The organism is Streptomyces sp. NPDC047081 (assembly GCF_040643775.1).
Lineage (GTDB): Bacteria > Actinomycetota > Actinomycetes > Streptomycetales > Streptomycetaceae > Streptomyces.
This window is the reverse complement of sequence record NZ_JBEYUY010000011.1, coordinates 18,981-35,993: the sequence shown is the minus strand read 5'-3', so window position 1 is coordinate 35,993 and position 17,013 is coordinate 18,981. Positions and strand designations below refer to the sequence as shown.

19 protein-coding genes and 1 pseudogene are annotated in these 17,013 nt (G+C 70.4%); 7 read left to right on the top strand and 13 right to left on the bottom strand.

The features are described 5' to 3' along the window. Positions 1-109 precede the first annotated feature (109 nt). From ABZ848_RS21945 to ABZ848_RS21915, 7 genes and pseudogenes are all read right to left on the bottom strand, one after another. Positions 110-1,756, bottom strand: coding sequence for a DoxX family membrane protein (locus tag ABZ848_RS21945; protein WP_360834223.1), 1,647 nt, complete (start codon positions 1,754-1,756; stop codon positions 110-112). Between the two features lie 117 nt (positions 1,757-1,873). Continuing rightward, positions 1,874-2,815, bottom strand: a complete 942-nt coding sequence (rlmB, locus tag ABZ848_RS21940; protein WP_360834221.1) for a 23S rRNA (guanosine(2251)-2'-O)-methyltransferase RlmB — start codon at positions 2,813-2,815, stop codon at positions 1,874-1,876. Between the two features lie 99 nt (positions 2,816-2,914). Beyond that, a complete protein-coding gene (gene cysS, locus ABZ848_RS21935; protein ID WP_360834219.1) occupies positions 2,915-4,312 on the bottom strand; it encodes a cysteine--tRNA ligase in 1,398 nt (465 codons plus the stop codon). A 125-nt stretch (positions 4,313-4,437) separates the two neighbouring features. Next, positions 4,438-4,682: pseudogene (locus ABZ848_RS21930) on the bottom strand (pyridoxamine 5'-phosphate oxidase family protein); the annotation flags it as partial. Between the two features lie 50 nt (positions 4,683-4,732). Beyond that, positions 4,733-5,227: a 2-C-methyl-D-erythritol 2,4-cyclodiphosphate synthase gene (gene ispF / locus ABZ848_RS21925; protein WP_360834217.1), complete on the bottom strand. Its 495-nt coding sequence runs from the start codon at positions 5,225-5,227 to the stop codon at positions 4,733-4,735. After that, entirely contained in the window at positions 5,217-5,969 is a 753-nt protein-coding gene (gene ispD / locus ABZ848_RS21920) for a 2-C-methyl-D-erythritol 4-phosphate cytidylyltransferase (protein WP_360834215.1), read from the bottom strand. The genes ispF and ispD overlap by 11 nt, the downstream gene beginning before the upstream one ends. Before the next feature lie 286 nt (positions 5,970-6,255). Next, the gene (locus tag ABZ848_RS21915; RefSeq protein ID WP_003953493.1) at positions 6,256-6,738 is read right to left on the bottom strand and encodes a CarD family transcriptional regulator; all 483 of its coding nucleotides are present in this window, start codon (positions 6,736-6,738) and stop codon (positions 6,256-6,258) included. Between the two features lie 579 nt (positions 6,739-7,317). Here ABZ848_RS21915 and ABZ848_RS21910 point away from each other — a divergent pair. Continuing rightward, positions 7,318-7,968, top strand: a complete 651-nt coding sequence (locus ABZ848_RS21910; RefSeq protein ID WP_360834213.1) for a DUF461 domain-containing protein — start codon at positions 7,318-7,320, stop codon at positions 7,966-7,968. Between the two features lie 66 nt (positions 7,969-8,034). Here ABZ848_RS21910 and ABZ848_RS21905 read toward each other — a convergent pair whose 3' ends face one another. Further along, entirely contained in the window at positions 8,035-8,715 is a 681-nt protein-coding gene (locus ABZ848_RS21905; protein WP_015659563.1) for a response regulator transcription factor, read from the bottom strand. After that, positions 8,712-9,977, bottom strand: coding sequence for an ATP-binding protein (locus ABZ848_RS21900; protein WP_360834211.1), 1,266 nt, complete (start codon positions 9,975-9,977; stop codon positions 8,712-8,714). The genes ABZ848_RS21905 and ABZ848_RS21900 overlap by 4 nt, the downstream gene beginning before the upstream one ends. Before the next feature lie 225 nt (positions 9,978-10,202). On the opposite strand from ABZ848_RS21900, the gene phoU reads away from it, so the two are divergent. Both phoU and ABZ848_RS21890 read left to right on the top strand, forming a co-directional pair. Then, positions 10,203-10,916 carry a phosphate signaling complex protein PhoU gene (gene phoU / locus ABZ848_RS21895; RefSeq protein ID WP_360834719.1) on the top strand — a complete coding sequence of 238 codons (714 nt, stop codon included), beginning with the start codon at positions 10,203-10,205 and terminating at the stop codon, positions 10,914-10,916. 113 nt (positions 10,917-11,029) lie between these two features. Further along, positions 11,030-11,182 carry a hypothetical protein gene (locus ABZ848_RS21890; protein WP_360834209.1) on the top strand — a complete coding sequence of 51 codons (153 nt, stop codon included), beginning with the start codon at positions 11,030-11,032 and terminating at the stop codon, positions 11,180-11,182. Positions 11,183-11,265: 83 nt separating this feature from the next. Here ABZ848_RS21890 and ABZ848_RS21885 read toward each other — a convergent pair whose 3' ends face one another. Next, complete coding sequence (locus ABZ848_RS21885; RefSeq protein WP_360834207.1) at positions 11,266-11,820, bottom strand: hypothetical protein; 555 nt, start codon at positions 11,818-11,820, stop codon at positions 11,266-11,268. Between the two features lie 105 nt (positions 11,821-11,925). Here ABZ848_RS21885 and ABZ848_RS21880 point away from each other — a divergent pair, with 105 nt between their 5' ends. Continuing rightward, complete coding sequence (locus ABZ848_RS21880) at positions 11,926-12,174, top strand: SCO4226 family nickel-binding protein (protein WP_360834205.1); 249 nt, start codon at positions 11,926-11,928, stop codon at positions 12,172-12,174. A 92-nt stretch (positions 12,175-12,266) separates the two neighbouring features. Here ABZ848_RS21880 and ABZ848_RS21875 read toward each other — a convergent pair whose 3' ends face one another. After that, positions 12,267-13,313 (bottom strand): M4 family metallopeptidase, encoded by a 1,047-nt coding sequence (locus ABZ848_RS21875; protein WP_360834203.1) that lies wholly within the window; start codon positions 13,311-13,313, stop codon positions 12,267-12,269. A 216-nt stretch (positions 13,314-13,529) separates the two neighbouring features. On the opposite strand from ABZ848_RS21875, the gene ABZ848_RS21870 reads away from it, so the two are divergent. Both ABZ848_RS21870 and ABZ848_RS21865 read left to right on the top strand, forming a co-directional pair. Then, positions 13,530-13,790, top strand: coding sequence for a hypothetical protein (locus ABZ848_RS21870; RefSeq protein ID WP_360834201.1), 261 nt, complete (start codon positions 13,530-13,532; stop codon positions 13,788-13,790). Positions 13,791-13,846: 56 nt separating this feature from the next. Beyond that, a complete protein-coding gene (locus ABZ848_RS21865) occupies positions 13,847-14,407 on the top strand; it encodes a GNAT family N-acetyltransferase (RefSeq protein ID WP_360834199.1) in 561 nt (186 codons plus the stop codon). 110 nt (positions 14,408-14,517) lie between these two features. On the opposite strand, the gene ABZ848_RS21860 is transcribed toward ABZ848_RS21865, so the two are convergent. After that, positions 14,518-15,279 (bottom strand): phosphoglyceromutase, encoded by a 762-nt coding sequence (locus ABZ848_RS21860; protein ID WP_360834197.1) that lies wholly within the window; start codon positions 15,277-15,279, stop codon positions 14,518-14,520. A gap of 152 nt (positions 15,280-15,431) precedes the next feature. On the opposite strand from ABZ848_RS21860, the gene ABZ848_RS21855 reads away from it, so the two are divergent. Next, positions 15,432-16,688: an MFS transporter gene (locus ABZ848_RS21855; RefSeq protein WP_360834195.1), complete on the top strand. Its 1,257-nt coding sequence runs from the start codon at positions 15,432-15,434 to the stop codon at positions 16,686-16,688. A 105-nt stretch (positions 16,689-16,793) separates the two neighbouring features. Here ABZ848_RS21855 and ABZ848_RS21850 read toward each other — a convergent pair whose 3' ends face one another. Further along, positions 16,794-17,006, bottom strand: a complete 213-nt coding sequence (locus ABZ848_RS21850) for a hypothetical protein (RefSeq protein ID WP_360834193.1) — start codon at positions 17,004-17,006, stop codon at positions 16,794-16,796. Positions 17,007-17,013 lie beyond the last annotated feature (7 nt).

Sequence of the window (17,013 nt, the reverse complement as noted above, 5' to 3'; positions counted from 1 at the left end):
TTCTCGTACGACGAAGGGGTCCCGTACATCCATCTGTACGGGACCCCTTCGTATGGGCCGGGTCTCTCTCAGCCGGTGGGCTTGCCCAGGATGCTGCCCACCGGCTCGGCTACCCCAACAGGCCGCCTACCAGGCCCGGTTGGCCGGAGGAGGAGCCTCCGGAGCCGGTGCCGGATGTCGAGCCGCCGGACGTGGAGCCGCCCGACGTGGGGCCTGCCGTGGTCGTGGGGGCGCCGCCGGTCGGGGAGGACTGCTGGGGCGGCGTACGGCCCGCGCTGCCCTGCGTCTGGCTGGGCGCCCCGCCGGTCGCCGTGGCCGCGCCCGGCGTGGTCGCCGCGCCGGACGGCGAGGAGCCGGCCGTGGCGCCCTGGGTGGGCGAGTTCACGGCGGACGGCGACTGCTTGTGCCGCTTGCCGGGCTCCTGCGGGAGCGGTGAGCCGGGGAGTTCGTTGCGCGGGGCCTCGCCGGGCCCGGGGACGACCACGCGGTCCGCGTCCCGGACGGCGCCGCCGAGGAGCGAGCCGATGAGGAGGGTGAGGCCGGTGACGATGGCCGTGATCAGGGCGCCGCGGCGCAGTACGTACCGGCGCAGTTCCCAGATGTCGGCGCGAGGACCGAGGCGCCGCCAGGCGCTGCCCGCGAGCCGGCCGTCGACGGAGTAGACGGGGGCGCCGGCGATGATCAGCGGGGACCAGGCGGCGAGGTAGATGATGTCGGGGGCGTCGTAGGCGGGGACGGTCTTCCAGCTGACGGTGACGATGAGCGCGGCGGAGAGCAGCGCGCCGAAGACGGCGGCCACCCGCTGCCAGCAGCCGAGGACCGTGAGGACGCCGACGACGACCTGGGCGAAGGCGATGACGAGGCCGGAGCCGACGGGGTGGTGCAGCGCGAACTGGCGCAGCGGCTCGGCGACTTCCCAGGGGTGCAGGGTGTTGAGCCACTTCACCATGGAGCCGCGCTTGCCGCCGTCGAAGTACACGGGGTCGCAGAGCTTGCCCATGCCGGCGTAGATGGAGATGAAGCCGAGGAAGATGCGGAGCGGGAGGAGGACCACGCCGAGGTTCATCCGGCGGCCGGGGTAGTACGCGTGCCGGGCCGGGTCGTCGCCGTGGCGCCTGGCGGTGCGGCCGTCCGGGTCCGTCCCGTGCGGGTCGAAGTCCTCGAACTGCCCGTCGCCGTAGGCCTGTTCCTCGTCGTATGCGCTCTCGACGGTGCGCATGTCGGGGAGGAGGCGGGTGCCGGCCGTGTCGTCGTGGCGGCGCTGGGCGCCGACGACGGGGGTCTCGACGGTCGCTTCCAGCTCGTCGTAGATCTCGTCGTAGCTGCTGCCGCCGACCTCGACGCGCGGGATGACCTGGGTGGCTCCGGCGTCGGCGGACGGGTCCTCGCCGTGCCGGACGCTGCCGCCGCGCACGGCCTGGAGCAGGCGGTGGGCGCCGGTGTCGTCGGGCGCGGACTTGCCGCTCCACACGACGGGCCGGCGCCGGGCCGCGCCCGCGGCGGGCATCCGGGTGGTGTCCTCGGTGGCGGTCAGATGCCGGGCGATCCGCGGGGACTGGGCACGCGTCGACGCGCCGAGCTGCACGCGGAAGCTCGCATGATTGACGATGACCTGCGCCGGATCGCTCGGCACCTTCACCATGCTCAGCGCGGGAGCGTCGTCGAGCCCGGAATCGAATCCGGAGCCGAATCCGGGGTTGAATCCCGGCGAGCGGCCCCCCGTGGGTGTGCGGGGTGTTCTGGTGTCCACACTCATCTAACCGAGTGACGTGTGTTTAAGACACTGCTTTGACCTGCCGGATGTGTCCGGACCCCGTCAAGCTTGTCCGGGACGCCCAGATTGACCCGTACGAGTGAGGACGGGCACGCGTGTTCAGCCGCGTCGGCGAGCCGCCTCGTACAGCACGATCCCCGCCGCCACACCCGCGTTGAGCGACTCGGCGCCGCCCGGCATCGGGATGCGGACGCGGAAGTCGCAGGTCTCGCCGACCAGTCGGGACAGGCCCTTGCCCTCGCTGCCGACCACGATGACGACCGGGCCGTCCAGGGCCTCCAGTTCGCCGATCTCGTGCTCTCCGTCGGCGGCGAGACCGACGACCACGATGCCTGCCTTCTTGTACGACTCCAGCGCGCGGGTCAGGTTCGTGGCGCGGGCGACGGGCGTACGGGCGGCCGTACCGGCGGACGTCTTCCAGGCGCCGGCGGTCATGCCGGCCGCGCGCCGCTCGGGCACGACGACACCGTGGCCGCCGAAGGCGGAGACGGAGCGGACGACGGCGCCGAGGTTGCGCGGGTCGGTCACGCCGTCGAGGGCGACGATGAGCGGGTCCTCGCCGTCGTCATAGGCGGCGTTCGCGAGGTCCTCGGGGTGGGCGTACTCGTACGGCGGGACCTGGAGCACGAGCCCCTGGTGGTTGAGGCCGTTGGTCATGCGGTCGAGCTCGGGGCGGGGGGCCTCCATGAGGTTGATCCCGCCGCGCTCGGCGGCGAGCTGGAGGGCCTCGCGCACGCGCTCGTCGTTGTCGATGAACTGCTGGACGTAGAGGGTGGAGGCGGGCACGCCCTCGCGCAGCGCCTCGACCACCGGGTTGCGGCCGACGACCAGTTCGGACGACGACTTGCCGCCGCGGCCGCGGGGCGCGGGGCGCCGTACCGCCTGCTTCGCCTTGGCGCCCGCGATCCGGTTCTTCTTGTGGCCCTTGCGCATCTCGGCGGGCGGGGTCGGACCCTTGCCCTCCAGGCCCTTGCGCCGCTGGCCGCCACTGCCGACCTGCGCGCCCTTCTTGCCGGACATGCGGCGGTTGTTGGTGGCCATGACCTACCCGTCTGTCGTGAAGCGTGCGTTCGTACGTCTATGAAGTGTGCCGCCCGGAGGCCCGGACGGCACAATCGATCTTGCGTTCAGTTACCGGGCTCAGCGCGGGCCGAGGCTCCAGCGCGGACCCTGGGGGCTGTCCTCGATGGCGAGCCCGGACTGGTTGAGCTGGTCGCGGATGGCGTCCGCGGTGGCCCAGTCCTTGCGTCCGCGGGCCGCCTCGCGCTGGTCGAGGACGAGTCGTACGAGGCTGTCGACGACGCCGTGCAGGTCCTCGCCCTTCTCGGCCTCGCCGGCCCAGTGCGGGTCGAGGGGGTCGAGCCCGAGGACGCCGAGCATGGCGCGGACCTCGGCGAGACGGGCGACGGCGGCTTCCTTGTCGTCGGCGGCCAGCGCGCTGTTGCCCTGCCGGACCGTGGTGTGCACGATCGCGAGCGCCTGCGGGACGCCCAGGTCGTCGTCCATCGCCTCGGCGAACGCGGGCGGGACCTCGGCGGAGGGCTCGACGACGCCGGCCTTCTCGACGACGCGCTGCACGAAGCCCTCGATGCGGGCGAACGCCGACTCGGCCTCGCGCAGCGACTCCTCGCTGTACTCGATCATGGAGCGGTAGTGGGGAGTGCCCAGGTAGTACCTGAGCACGATCGGCCGCCAGGCCTTCACCATCTCGCTCACCAGCACGCTGTTTCCGAGCGACTTGGACATCTTGTCGCCGGCCATGGTGACCCAGGCGTTGTGCACCCAGTACTGCGCGAAGTCGTCGCCGTAGGCCTTGGCCTGGGCGATCTCGTTCTCGTGGTGCGGGAAGATCAGGTCGAGGCCACCGCCGTGGATGTCGAAGGCGGTGCCGAGGTACTTGTGCGCCATGGCCGAGCACTCCAGGTGCCAGCCGGGGCGGCCGCGGCCCCAGGGCGTCGCCCAGGTCGGCTCGCCCGGCTTGGCGGTCTTCCACATGGCGAAGTCGCGGGGGTCCCGCTTGCCGGTCTCACCCTCGCCGGAGGGCTGGAGCAGGTTGTCCAGCTCCTGCCGGGACAGCTCCAGGTAGCCCGGGAAGGAGCGCACGTCGAAGTAGACGTTGCCGTCCGCCTCGTAGGCGTGACCGCGCTCGATGAGGCCCTGCATCATCTCGACCATCTCGGTCACGTGCCCGGTGGCGCGCGGCTCGTAGGTCGGGGGCAGGCAGCCGAGGGCGGTGTAGCCGTCGTTGAACGCCCGCTCGTTCTCGTACCCGATCGACCACCACGGGCGGCCCTGCTCCTGGGCCTTGGCGATGATCTTGTCGTCGATGTCGGTGACGTTCCTGATGAAGGTCACGTCGTAGCCGCGGTACTCGAACCACCGGCGCATGATGTCGAAGTTGAGCCCCGACCGGATGTGCCCGATGTGCGGTGCGGCCTGCACGGTGGCACCACAGAGGTAGATCGAGACGCAACCCGGCGTGAGCGGGGCGAAGTCACGGATCTGCCGGGCGTTGGTGTCGTACAGGCGAATAGTCACGACTCCAGGGTAGTGGGCGTGCGGCAGTGCCTTGCGACCTACGGTTCAAGCAGCACGCTTTCGTGACATACACAGGCGCTCGGACTCCGGGTTGCACCGTCCGACAGCGGGCTCCGCCCGCGGGCCGCGTACTTCTTGCCCGTGCGCTTCTCCGACAGGGTGTCGATCAGTTCCTGGCCACCCTTGGTGGTCATCTGGGCGGTGCCGCGGACCGACGTGGTCGCCGTCGCGGGCCGCCCGGACCGGGGAGACCTGCGGGCTGCCGTCGGGCTGGACGGTGGCGACCGTCACGCAGCATCCATCAGCGGGCTCCGCCCGCGGGCGGGCTGTCGAGGAGTTCCCTGAGCTGGTCGGAGAGCACGGCTGGCATGGGGGTACCTTTCGCGGTCGTGGTCACCGGGCGGATACCCCCGTACGCCGTCAGCTCACCCGCACCACCAGTGCCGTCGCGACCGCCATCAGGCCCTCCTCGCGGCCCGGGAAGCCGAGGCCGTCGGTCGTGGCGCCGGAGACGGAGACCGGTGCTCCGGCCGCCTCGGAGAGGAGCTTCTGGGCTTCGTCGCGGCGCTTGCCGATCTTCGGGCGCGGTCCTACGACCTGTACGGCGATGTTCCCGATCCGGAAGCCGGCGTCGCGGACGATGCGCGCGGCCTCGGTGAGGAGGGTGACGCCGGACGCGCCGGACCATTCGGGGCGGCCCGTGCCGAAGTGCCGGCCCAGGTCACCGAGCCCGGCGGCGGAGAAGAGCGCGTTGCAGGCGGCGTGCGCGACCACGTCCGCGTCGGAGTGGCCGGCCAGGCCCGTGCCCTCGCCCTCCCACTTCAGGCCCGCGCACCACAGCTCGCGGCCCTCCTCGAAGGCGTGGATGTCGGTGCCGATGCCGACCTGGGGCAGGGGGAGGCTCTCAGAAGCCATCGTTCAGCCTCCTGCGGGCCAGGACCGCCTCCGCCAGGACCAGGTCCAGCGGGCGGGTGACCTTGAAGGCCTCCTCGTGGCCGGGGACCAGGAGGACCGTCCTGCCGAGCTGCTCGACCATGCTCGCGTCGTCCGTGACGTCCTCGGTGACCTCCTCGTGGGCCCGGACCAGCGTCGCCCGGTCGAAGCCCTGCGGGGTCTGGACCGCGCGGAGGCGGGCGCGGACCGGGGTGGCGACGACCGGCTCGGGCTCCCCGGCGACGGAGGCCGGCTCGACCTCCTTCACCGTGTCGGCGAGCGGCAGCGCGGGCACCACGGCCGGCGCGCCCTCCCGTACCGCCTCGATCACCGCGTCCACGGTGTCCACCGGCACCAGCGGCCGGGCGGCGTCGTGGACCAGCACGATGTCGTAGCCGGGCGGCAGCGCGTCGAGGCCGAGCTTCACCGACTCCTGGCGGGTCTCGCCGCCGGGCACGACCAGGAAGTCCGTGCGGTCGGGCAGGGCATGCGCGTCGAGGAGCGACTTGACCTCGGGGGCGCCGTCGGGCGGGGCCACGACGACGACCAGGGAGACGGCGCGGGACGCGGCCATCGCGCGCACCGCGTGGATGAGCATGGGGGTACCGCCCAGCGCGCGAAGCGCCTTGGGGGCGCCCGGACCAAGCCGTACGCCCCGTCCGGCGGCCGGGATCACGGCCGCAGTGCGGGTTCCCGCAGGCGAAGGGCGCGAATCGTCAGACATCGGTTCCTGTCAGGTTTGTGTGCTCGGCCTACTTGGGTATGGCCTGGGAAGTGCCGGGCGCGACGCCCCGACCGGACCCTTCCGTGACACCGGTCGCGCCAGCTGCCCGGGCCCGGCACGCCAAGTATCGGGGGTTTCCCCGAGAGATTGCGTACGTACGGCGTCCGAGTACGAGCGTTCCGCGTACGAACATGCCGCAGCGCCCGGCGACAGTGGAGATGTCATCGGGCACCGCGGCATTTCGATGTGCTGAGTGCTGAGCGGGCGGGTTGCCTGCGTCAGTCGTTCAGGACGCGAGAACCTCGTCGAGCAGGGCCTCGGCCTTGTCCTCGTTCGTGTTCTCCGCGAGGGCGAGCTCGCTCACCAGGATCTGGCGGGCCTTGGCGAGCATGCGCTTCTCACCGGCGGAGAGTCCGCGCTCGCGCTCACGACGCCACAGGTCACGCACGACTTCCGCGACCTTGATGACATCGCCGGAGGCGAGCTTCTCCAGGTTTGCCTTGTATCGACGCGACCAGTTCGTGGGCTCCTCGGCGTACGGCGCGCGCAGCACCTCGAAGACCCGGTCCAGCCCGTCCTGACCGACCACATCACGCACGCCGACGAACTCCGCATTGTCCGCTGGCACACGTACCGTCAGGTCACCCTGGGCGACCTTCAGCACCAAGTAGGTCTTGTCCACGCCTTTGATCTGGCGAGTTTCGATGGCCTCGATCAGCGCGGCCCCGTGATGGGGATAGACCACGGTGTCGCCAACCTTGAACGTCATGTGACAGGTACCCCTTCCGTGGCTATCCAGGGTAACACGGAAACGGCGGTTCCTGAATGGCGTTTTCGCAGGTCAGGGCATATCTCGGGGCTTGACAACAGCAACACGAACGTGCTTCGCGCACCCCGTGGAGGAAGGTATTCGCAGGTCGGAGCGGCTCTCCGGGGGAGGTGAAACGCGTACGTTACACACATCCGGAGCCCCCTCCAAGTGGACGAACGTCCGCATATGTCTGGTTCCAGGTGTGCGACTTCCGCTACTCCGTTCGGTGCCCCGAGTGACTTCCGCGCCGAATCCGGAATTGATCACCGGCGGCCGGCCGCGGGGCCGAGTGATCCATTTCCGGAAGGGCCGTGCATTCCTTCACGGAAATTTTGCGCGGGGCTGCCCGGCGTATGCGCGAAGGACTTATGTGAATGCCGGACGAGTGCCCGCGCCACCCGCCTGCTGAGGGAAGCCGGGGCTTGGGGGAGGGTCGGGTGCGGTGCTGCGGGAACGGCTCGGTAACCTAAGGCCGCTGACAGACACTTAGGGCGGCTTTATGAGTCGCCACGCTCAAGTCAAGGAGTTGCCGCCGCCGTGAGCAGCAGCCTTCGACGCGGCGCCCTCGCCGCCGCCGCCATCGCAGTCTCGATCGCCTCGCTCTCCGCGTGCGCCGCCGGCAGTGACGCCCAGACGCTGGAGGTCAAGCCGGACAACGCGGCCACCACGGTCGGCGACATCAAGGTCCAGAACGCGGTGATCATCACCCAGCCCGACCTCGAGTCGACGGGCCCCGCCGCGATCGCCGCGACCCTGTTCAACAACGGGAACACCGCTCAGACCCTGGACTCCATCACCGTGCCCGGCACCGGCAAGACCGCCGAGCTGAAGCCCGCCAAGGGCAAGGGGCAGCTGACCGTTCCGGCGCACGGCTCCCTGGTGATCGGCGGCGAGGGCAACGCCTCCGCCGCGCTGCCCAGCAGCCGCGAGGCCGTCAAGGACGGCAACGCGCAGAAGGTCACCTTCACCTTCAGCCAGACGGGTGATGTGAGCCTGCGCGCCTTCGTGGTGCCGTCGGGCAGCTACTTCGAGAAGTGGGGCCCGAGCGAGATCCCGACGGCCACCCCCACCGCCAGCCCGAAGCCGACCAAGAGCGGCGCCACGGGCTCCGCGACCCCGAGCAACTCGCCATCCTCCTCGGCCACGCCGAGCAGCTCGGCCTCCGAGAGCGCGACGACGTCCCAGTGACGCACGCCGAAGGGCGGGACCTCACGACGAGGTCCCGCCCTTCGGCGTAACTAAGGGGTGTTCGGTTTACGGCTCGAACTTGTAGCCGAGACCGCGGACCGTCACCAGGTACCGCGGCGCGCCCGGGTCCGGCTCGATCTTCGCGCGCAGGCGCTTGACGTGGACGTCGAGGGTCTTGGTGTCGCCCACATAGTCGGCGCCCCAGACCCGGTCGATGAGCTGCATGCGGGTCAGTACGCGGCCCGCGTTGCGCAGCAGCATCTCGAGCAGGTCGAACTCCTTGAGGGGCAGGTCGACCTTGGAGCCGGAGACCGTGACCACATGGCGGTCCACGTCCATCCGGACCGGGCCGGCCTCCAGGGCGGCCGGGGTGACCTCTTCGGGCTCGCCGCGGCGGCGCAGGACGGCCCGGATACGGGCGACGAGTTCGCGGGACGAGAAGGGCTTGGTGACGTAGTCATCGGCTCCTATTTCCAGGCCGACGACCTTGTCGATCTCGCTGTCCTTGGCGGTCACCATGATGACCGGAACGTTGGAACGGCCGCGCAGCTGGCGGCAGACCTCCGTGCCGGGCAGGCCCGGCAGCATCAGGTCGAGGAGGACGAGGTCGGCGCCGTTGCGCTCGAACTCGTCGAGTCCGTCGGGGCCCGTGGTCGCCACTGCGACCTCGAAGCCCTCCTTGCGGAGCATGTAGGACAGGGCGTCGGAGAAGGACTCCTCGTCCTCGACGACGAGCACTCGGGTCACGGAAGGACCTCCGGGGCGGGAAGCGGTTCGTACGGGGATGAATCGGGGGTGGGTTCGCCGGCCTCGTCGTCGAGGTCGTCGAGGTCGGGGTGCTGCAGTGCGCGGTCGCGGGCCGCACCCGCCTCCGGCAGCCTCAGGGTGAACGTGGAGCCCTGGCCTTCCGCGCTCCACACCGTGACCTCCCCGCCGTGCGAGGCGGCCACGTGCTTGACGATCGCGAGCCCCAGGCCCGTACCACCGGTGGCACGGGAGCGGGCGGGGTCCACGCGGTAGAAGCGCTCGAAGACGCGCTCCTTGTCCTTCTCGGAGATGCCGATGCCCTGGTCGGTGACGGCGACCTCGATCAGGTCTCCGCCGGGCGCGGTCACCCGGCGGGCGGCTATGCCCACCCGGGTGCGGGCCGGCGAGTAGTTGACGGCGTTCTCGACCAGGTTGCCGAGGGCGGCGGCCAGCTGGCCCCGGTTCCCCCAGACGTGCAGGTCGGCGGTGCCGCCGGCGGCCATGGTGATCTGCTTGGTGCCGGCCTGGTGCCGGCAGCGGTCGATGGCCTCGGCGACGAGTTCGTCCACCCTGACGGGCTCGGCGTCCTCCAGCGGGTCGTCGTTCTGCACCCGCGAGAGGTCGATGAGCTCCTGCACCAGGTTGGTGAGCCGGGTCGCCTCTATCTGCATGCGCCCGGCGAAGCGCTCGACGGCCTCCGGGTCGTCCGAGGCGTCCATGACGGCCTCGGAGAGCAGGGAGAGCGCGCCGACGGGGGTCTTCAGCTCATGGCTGACGTTCGCGACGAAGTCGCGCCGTACCGCCTCGATCCGCCGGGCCTCCGTCAGGTCCTCCACCAGGAGCAGCACCAGCCGGGAGCCGAGCGGGGCCACGCGCGCGGACACGGCGAGGGCCTCGCCCCGCCCGGTCCCGCGCCTGGGCAGATCCAGCTCGACCTGGCGTATCTCTCCGTCCCGCCGGGTGTCCCGGGCCATCTGCAGCATCGGCTCGACCGAGAGCCGGCCGCCGCGGACCAGGCCCAGGGCGTACGCCGCGGAGCTGGCCTTGACGACCGCGTCGGCCTCGTCGAGGACGACGGCCGAGGACCGGAGCACGGACAGAACGGTGTCCACGCCCGGCGGAAGCACCGGGTCCGTGTGCAGAGAGGTGCGGGTGGGGCGCTTCTGCTCCCGCTCGCTCCAGCGGAACGCCAGCATGGCGATGACGCCGGTGAGCACCCCGGCGATCGCTGCCGCTGCGGCGACCGCCGCGTTCACGTCCATGCAAACAGGTTAAGCAGGGGGTACGACATCCCCACAGCCGTCGAGGTGCGAGCTCGAACACTCGTCGCCCAGAGTTCACCTAGGAGCCAGTGATGGTTCATTTGGGGTGACGGAAACCGACGCGTTCCGGCCGGATCGTGGGAGCGTGGGGTGCGAAGCGCCTGTTTTCACGGCGGGCACCGGCCCCGGCAGCCCCCGATGAACACGTACGAGAGGGAACCGAAGATGCGGGACGCGTACCACGAGGAACTTGACTCGATCGGCGACAGCCTGGTGGAGATGGCCCGGCTGGTCGGGTCGGCGATCGGGCGCGCCACGACGGCCATCCTCGACGCCGACCTGAAGCTGGCCGAGAACGTGATCGAGGCCGACCAGAAGATCGACGAACTCCACCACGACCTGGAGGCCCGCGCCATAGCGCTGCTGGCCCGCCAGCAGCCGGTGGCGACCGATCTCCGTATCGTCGTCACCTCGCTGCGGATGTCCGCCGACCTGGAGCGCTCCGGCGACCTCGCCCAGCACGTGGCGAAGCTGGCCCGGCTGCGCTTCCCGGGGACGGCGGTCCCCCGCGACCTGCACGCCACCATCCTGGAGATGGGCCAGCTCGCGCAGCGCCTGATGGCGAAGGCCGCGGAGTGCATCATCACCAAGGACGTCGACCTCGCGCTCCAGCTGGAGCAGGACGACGACGAGATGGACCTGCTGCACCGCACCCTGTTCCAGCACCTGATCGACGACCGCTGGAAGCACGGCATCGAGACGGCCGTCGACGTGACGCTGCTCGGCCGTTACTACGAGCGGTTCGCCGACCACGCGGTGGCGGTCGCCAAGCGCGTGGTGTTCCTGGTGACGGGTGAGCACGCGGACGAGCTGCAGCCGGACATCCAGCCGGAGATCGCGCCGGCGCCGACGGCGACGGCGGGCGGCGAGGGGGCGTAAGCCCTTCGGCGGGGGCGCTCAATCGCCTCTGTGCGCCGTTGATGCGCCCAGCCGGGCGGGCATGCAATGGGCGAAGGCACCACCTCGAAAGGCACCAGCCTCCAGGAGGACCCATGGCCGAAGCCCCCACCACGCCCGACCCGACGCAGGAGCGCGAGACGGAACAGCCCGCCGAGATCAAGAGCCTCCCGCTCTTCGGCGCGTGCGGCTGCGGCTCGGGCTGCGGCTGCGGCTGCCAGTCGGGCAATCCGTGCCAGTGCGGCTGACCGCATACGTGAGTGAAGGGCCCCGGTGACACAGCGCACCGGGGCCCTTCGCCGCACTGCGTCGGGACCCTTTGTCGTCCGGCTCAGCCCCAGAGGGGTGCGTTGCGCACGGTGATCAGGACGTCGGTCGGGGTCCGGATGCTGCCGGGAAAGCCGTCGGACAGCTGCAGGGCGATGTCGACGTACTGCTCGGCGCCGCCCAGGTCCACCTTCTTCTCGATGCCGGCCGCGGGTCCCAGGATCACCGGCACTCCCCCGCACAGCCCGAGCGTCTTCGGGTCGGCGCCGACGTCGCCGTTCTCGAAGCGTCCGTCATCGAGGGAGTCGAGTTCCTTCGTCACGATCCGGTTCTCGCTCAGATACGTCCGCATCGCCCGCCGGGTACTGCGGAAGGCCACAGCCACCCGGACACCGCCCTCGGGCGCCGTCGCGTGCGTGACGTAGTGCACGTCCTCGGCACCCGCGGGAAGCCCGAGCCGCACGCCGTCGAGCGCCTGCTCCAGCGGTACGTCGCTCCCCGCGCAGGCCCGCTCGTCGCCGAAGGGATGCCCCTGGTCGCCGTACGCGATCCACCAACCGCCCACGAGCAGCACCCCGACGACGGCCGCGCCGCCGACCGACCATCGCGCCCGCCGCATGTACGTCCCCTCCCGTGATCGTCCGGTCACGGTAGCGCTCGCCGCCGTCGGCGGAGGGGCGCAGCATGGAGGGGGAAAGGGCAAGGTGGAAAGGAGGTGCGGGTCATGGCTCAGTTCATGGACGTACACCACGGGATGAAGGGCATCACGGCCGACCAGCTGCGGGAGGCCCACAATGCCGACCTGGCCATAGAGAAGGACGAGGGCGTGCACTTCCAGCAGGCCTGGGCGGACCCGGAGTCCGGCACGGTCTACTGCCTCTCCGAGGCGCCGTCGGCCGAGGCCGTGCAGCGGATTCACGAGCGGGCGGGGCATCGGGCGGACGAGGTCGTGCCGGTACCGCTGACGGTCTGACGGCCTGATGCTCTGACGGCCTGATGCTCTGACGCCGAGCAGCCCCCCACCCATGGCGGGTCAGGGGGCTGTCGGCTCTGGGCTCTTGGCTGTCACCAAATGCCCTGCTGGCGGGCCGCGGCGCGTACCACCTGGGGGGCCTCGCGGGAGACCTTCTTGTTGGTGGCGAGGATGGAGGCCTGGGCCGCCGCGACCGACGCCGCGTCCTTGAACTTGGCCGTGGGCCAGAGGTTCTGCAGCGTCTGGTACATGATCAGGGTGCCCTCGTCGATGCCGATCTCGCGGCAGACGAGATAGAACCAGCGGTTGGTGATGCCCGACATCAGGTGCGGGTCGGCGGGCTGGAAGTAGCCGCTCATGTCGCGCGGTTGGGGGTCGCGCCCCATGACCGGGTTGTCGTACGCCGTCCCCGGTTCCGCCATGTTGCGCAGGGCCTCGCCGGTCAGCTTCGGGGCCATGATGTCGTCGCCGATGAGCCAGTCGTGGGTGTCGGCGTCCTTGCCGTTGACCCAGGCGTCGATCGCCGAGCCGAGCATGTCGCTGAAGGACTCGTTGAGGGCGCCGCTCTGGTCGTTCGTGTAGTTCAGGGCGCTGGTGAACTGGGTGACGCCGTGGGTGAGTTCGTGGGCGGCGACGTCGATGTCGGCGGTGAGGTCGCGGAAGACGACATTGCTGCCGTTGCCGAAAACCATGAGGAGGGCGGCCGGGTCGAAGAAGGCGTTGTCGAATCCGACGCCGTAATTGACGTTGGCGATGACGTTCAGCCCGGAATTGTCGAGGGAATTACGTCCGAGCTTTTCCCGGTAGTACGCCAGGACCTTGTGCATGTGGTCGTAGGCGTCGTTCGCGTTCTGCCCCGGGACGGCGGGGTCGCCCTCGCCGCGGACGGCCTTGACGTTGTACTTCCACTGGTTGAGATCGTCGTAGACGATGACGCCTGCGGTACCGGGCTTGGGGATCTGTATCCCCGCGACCAGACCTTCCCGCAGCTCGTGAATCTCGGGCGGGGCGGGCGAGTTGGGCGCGAGCACGGGGGCCTGGAGCCGGGCCCTGCGGAATTGCTCGGACACGACGGCGGACCGCTGGGCATCGGTCGGGTCGAGTCCTTCGCGCGCGTGGACCTGCGCGATGTGATCCAACACATGAGCGGGAACGAACGAACACACATACCGCATGAAGAATCCTCCCCCAAGGAAATGGGCTGCCTCCTGGCTTACACCCCGCACCACCCCCTGTCGACGCCGCCCCCCACCACAAAATTGACCGACTTTCCGGAACTCGGAATTCCCCGCCCCGGAAATGAGGACTCATGGACGGCGTTGTGGATGGGCTCCCGGTGGTGGGATCGTGTGCCGATGACCGAGGGGGAGCGCGAGACGCTGGCCATCGCCCTGTGCCACCGATCGGCAGCGCTCGCGGCCGATGCCGTGGCCGAACTCCAGGACCGTCTCGCCGATGCGCTGGGAACGGAGAAACTCCGGCTGCACCAGCGGGAGCTCGAGAGCAGGGCGGCCTCACCGGTGTACCTCGGCCAGGACTTCACCAAGTGGGTGATGTATCTGAGCGTCGCGGTGGCCCTAGCAGGCTCCGTCTACACGTGGGTCTTCCTGCCGTAGCCGAGATCCCCCATCATCTCTGATCACCCTCACCACCGCCCGGTAGGTTGCCCGCCATGAGTGAACTCGGCCCGGTCGCCTGGCCGCCCGCCCCGATCAAGACGGAAAGGCTCGTGCTCCGGGAGTCCGAGGCACGGGACCGGGCGGCGTACATCGAGCTGTTCGCCTCGCCGGAGGTGGGTGCCTACCTCGGCGGGCCACGGCCGCGTGACGATCTCGAGCGCGCCGTGCCCGAGGTGCCCGGGCGGCGCCCCGGTGTGTTCGTGATCGACCTCGACGGGGAGATGATCGGCACGGTGAGCCTCGACCGGCGCGACGCGGAGCGTCCGGGGCATGTCCGACCGGACGGCGGGGAGGCTGAGCTCGGCTACATGCTGCTGCCTCAGGCGTGGGGACACGGATACGCCGCCGAGGCATGCGCGGCCGTACTCGACTGGTTCGCCGACACGTCCCCCACCGAGCCGGTGGTCCTCTGCACCCAGTCCGCCAACACCCGCTCAATCCGCCTCGCGGAGAAGCTGGGGTTCATCGAGCTGGAACGCTTCGAGGAGTTCGCCGCCGAGCAGTGGTTCGGGGTACGGGCCCCGGTCACCTCGTATGCCGGAACCCGGCCGTGAGAGGGATGCTTCCGCGACATCACGGTGGTTGAGGTTCGAGAGAGGCTCCAAGGCGCGAAAATGCCTCCCGCCCGCGCCGTATGCGCAGGTGGGAGGCATGATCACAAGCTCTACTTCTTCTTGCCCTGGTTCTTGACCGCCTCAATAGCCGCCGCAGCCGCCTCCGGGTCCAGATACCGGCCCCCCGCCGTCACCGGCTTGAAGTCGGCGTCCAGTTCGTAGTACAGCGGGATGCCCGTCGGGATGTTCAGGCCCGCGATGTCCGCGTCCGAGATGCCGTCCAGGTGCTTGACCAGGGCGCGGAGGCTGTTGCCGTGGGCCGCGACCAGGACCGTGCGGCCGGACAGGAGGTCCGGGACGATGCCGTCGTACCAGTACGGGAGCATGCGGGCGACGACGTCCTTCAGGCACTCCGTGCGGGGGCGCAGCTCCGGGGGGATCGACGCGTAGCGGGGGTCGGTCGCCTGGGAGAACTCCGAGTCGTCCGGCAGCGGCGGGGGCGGGGTGTCGTACGAGCGGCGCCACAGCATGAACTGCTCCTCGCCGAACTCCGCGAGGGTCTGCGCCTTGTCCTTGCCCTGCAGGGCGCCGTAGTGGCGCTCGTTCAGGCGCCACGAGCGGTGGACCGGGATCCAGTGGCGGTCCGCGGCCTCCAGCGACAGCTGCGCCGTGCGGATCGCGCGCTTCTGGAGGGACGTGTGGACCACGTCGGGGAGAAGGTCGGCGTCCTTCAGGAGCTCGCCACCGCGGACTGCCTCCTTCTCGCCCTTCTCGTTCAGGTTCACGTCCACCCAACCGGTGAACAGGTTCTTCGCGTTCCACTCGCTCTCGCCGTGGCGGAGGAGGATCAGCTTGTACGGTGCGTCGGCCATGGGTCAGAGCGTAATCCACGCATTCACCCCCGCGGCGGGCCCGCCCAGCACCCGGACGATTGACGGCATCTGCTAATTCGGTGGTCAGGGACGACCGCCCGTTCGTAAGTTGTGCCTGCCGCGTCTGCCGCTTACCACTCCGGGGGTCCTCCATGTCCACAGCCAGTCTCAGACGCGCCGCCCGCGAGACCGTCTCCGGGCTGCCCCGGGCCTTCTGGTGGCTGTGGACCAGCACCCTCGTCAACCGCCTCGGTGCCTTCGTCGCCACCTTCATGGCCCTGTATCTGACGCTGGATCGCGGGTACTCCGCCTCCTACGCCGGTCTCGTCGCCTCGCTGTACGGGCTCGGGGGCGTCGTCTCGTCCATCGGCGCCGGGGTCATGACCGACCGGCTCGGGCGGCGGCCCACCCTCGTCATCGCCCAGTCCTCCACCGCCGTCTGCGTCGCGCTGCTCGGCTTCGTGCAGGACCCCGTCGCCATCGCCGGCGTCGCGTTCCTGGTCGGCATGGCCTCGAACGCCTCCCGGCCCGCCGTGCAGGCGATGATGGCCGACATCGTGCGGCCCGAGGACCGCGTACGCGCCTTCTCGCTCAACTACTGGGCCATCAACCTCGGCTTCGCCGTCTCCTCGGCGGGCGCCGGCTTCATCGCCGAGTACAGCTACCTCGCCGGCTTCCTGATCGAGGCCGGCATGACCGCCGTATGCGCCCTGGTCGTGTTCCTGAAGCTGCCCGAGTCGCGGCCGCAGCGCACGGCCGTCGAGAAGGCGGCGGAGCAGCGGGTCGGGCTCGGGACCGTGCTGCGCGACGGGCGCTACATGAGCGTCGTCGGCCTGTCCTTCCTCATCGCGCTCGTCTTCCAGCAGGGCTCGGTCGGGCTGCCGGTCGCGATGGGCGACGCCGGGTTCACGCCGGCCGACTACGGCACGGCGATCGCCGTCAACGGCGTACTGATCGTCGCGCTGCAGATCCCCGTCACGCGCTTCATCGAGCACCGGGACCCGCGGCGGCTGCTGGTCGTCTCGGCGCTCCTCGCGGGATACGGCTTCGGGCTCACCGCCTTCGCCGGGTCGGTCGGCGTCTTCGCCCTGACCGTCTGCGTCTGGACCCTCGGCGAGATGATCAACGCGCCGACGCAGACCGGGCTCGTCGTCCGCCTCTCCCCCGTGCACGGGCGCGGCCGCTACCAGGGCATGTACACGCTCTCCTGGTCCGTCGCCGCGCTGGTCGCCCCGCTGATGTCCGGCTTCGTCATCGACCGGTTCGGCGCGGAGTGGCTGTGGGGGACGTGCGCGGTGGTCGGGACGGTGGCGGCGGTGGGGTACGGGGTCCTGATGCGGCGGCTGCCGGACGCGGCGCCGGTCGCGGAACAGGCCGTACCGGCCGCCAGGACCGAGATGGCCACCTGATCACAGCCGGTTACGGCACTACGGCGACGGGCCCTCCACCGAACTTCTCCTTCGGTGGAGGGCCCGCTGCCGTGGCTGCGCCGGAATCAGATGCTGACGCCGGAATCAGATGCTGACGTGCACGCCGACCTCGTGCGGCAGGGCGCCGAGGGTGCCCAGGGCCGTGGCCTTGACGGAGTCGACCTGGGCCAGGAGGGCGTCGCTGCTGAGCGTCGTCGAGCCGGCGGTGACGGAGATCGAGGGGCTCACGCCGCCGGCGACGGTGTCGAGCTCGGCGTCGGAGATCTCGACGGTGTGGAGCTGGGGAGCGGAGTTCATGACGAAA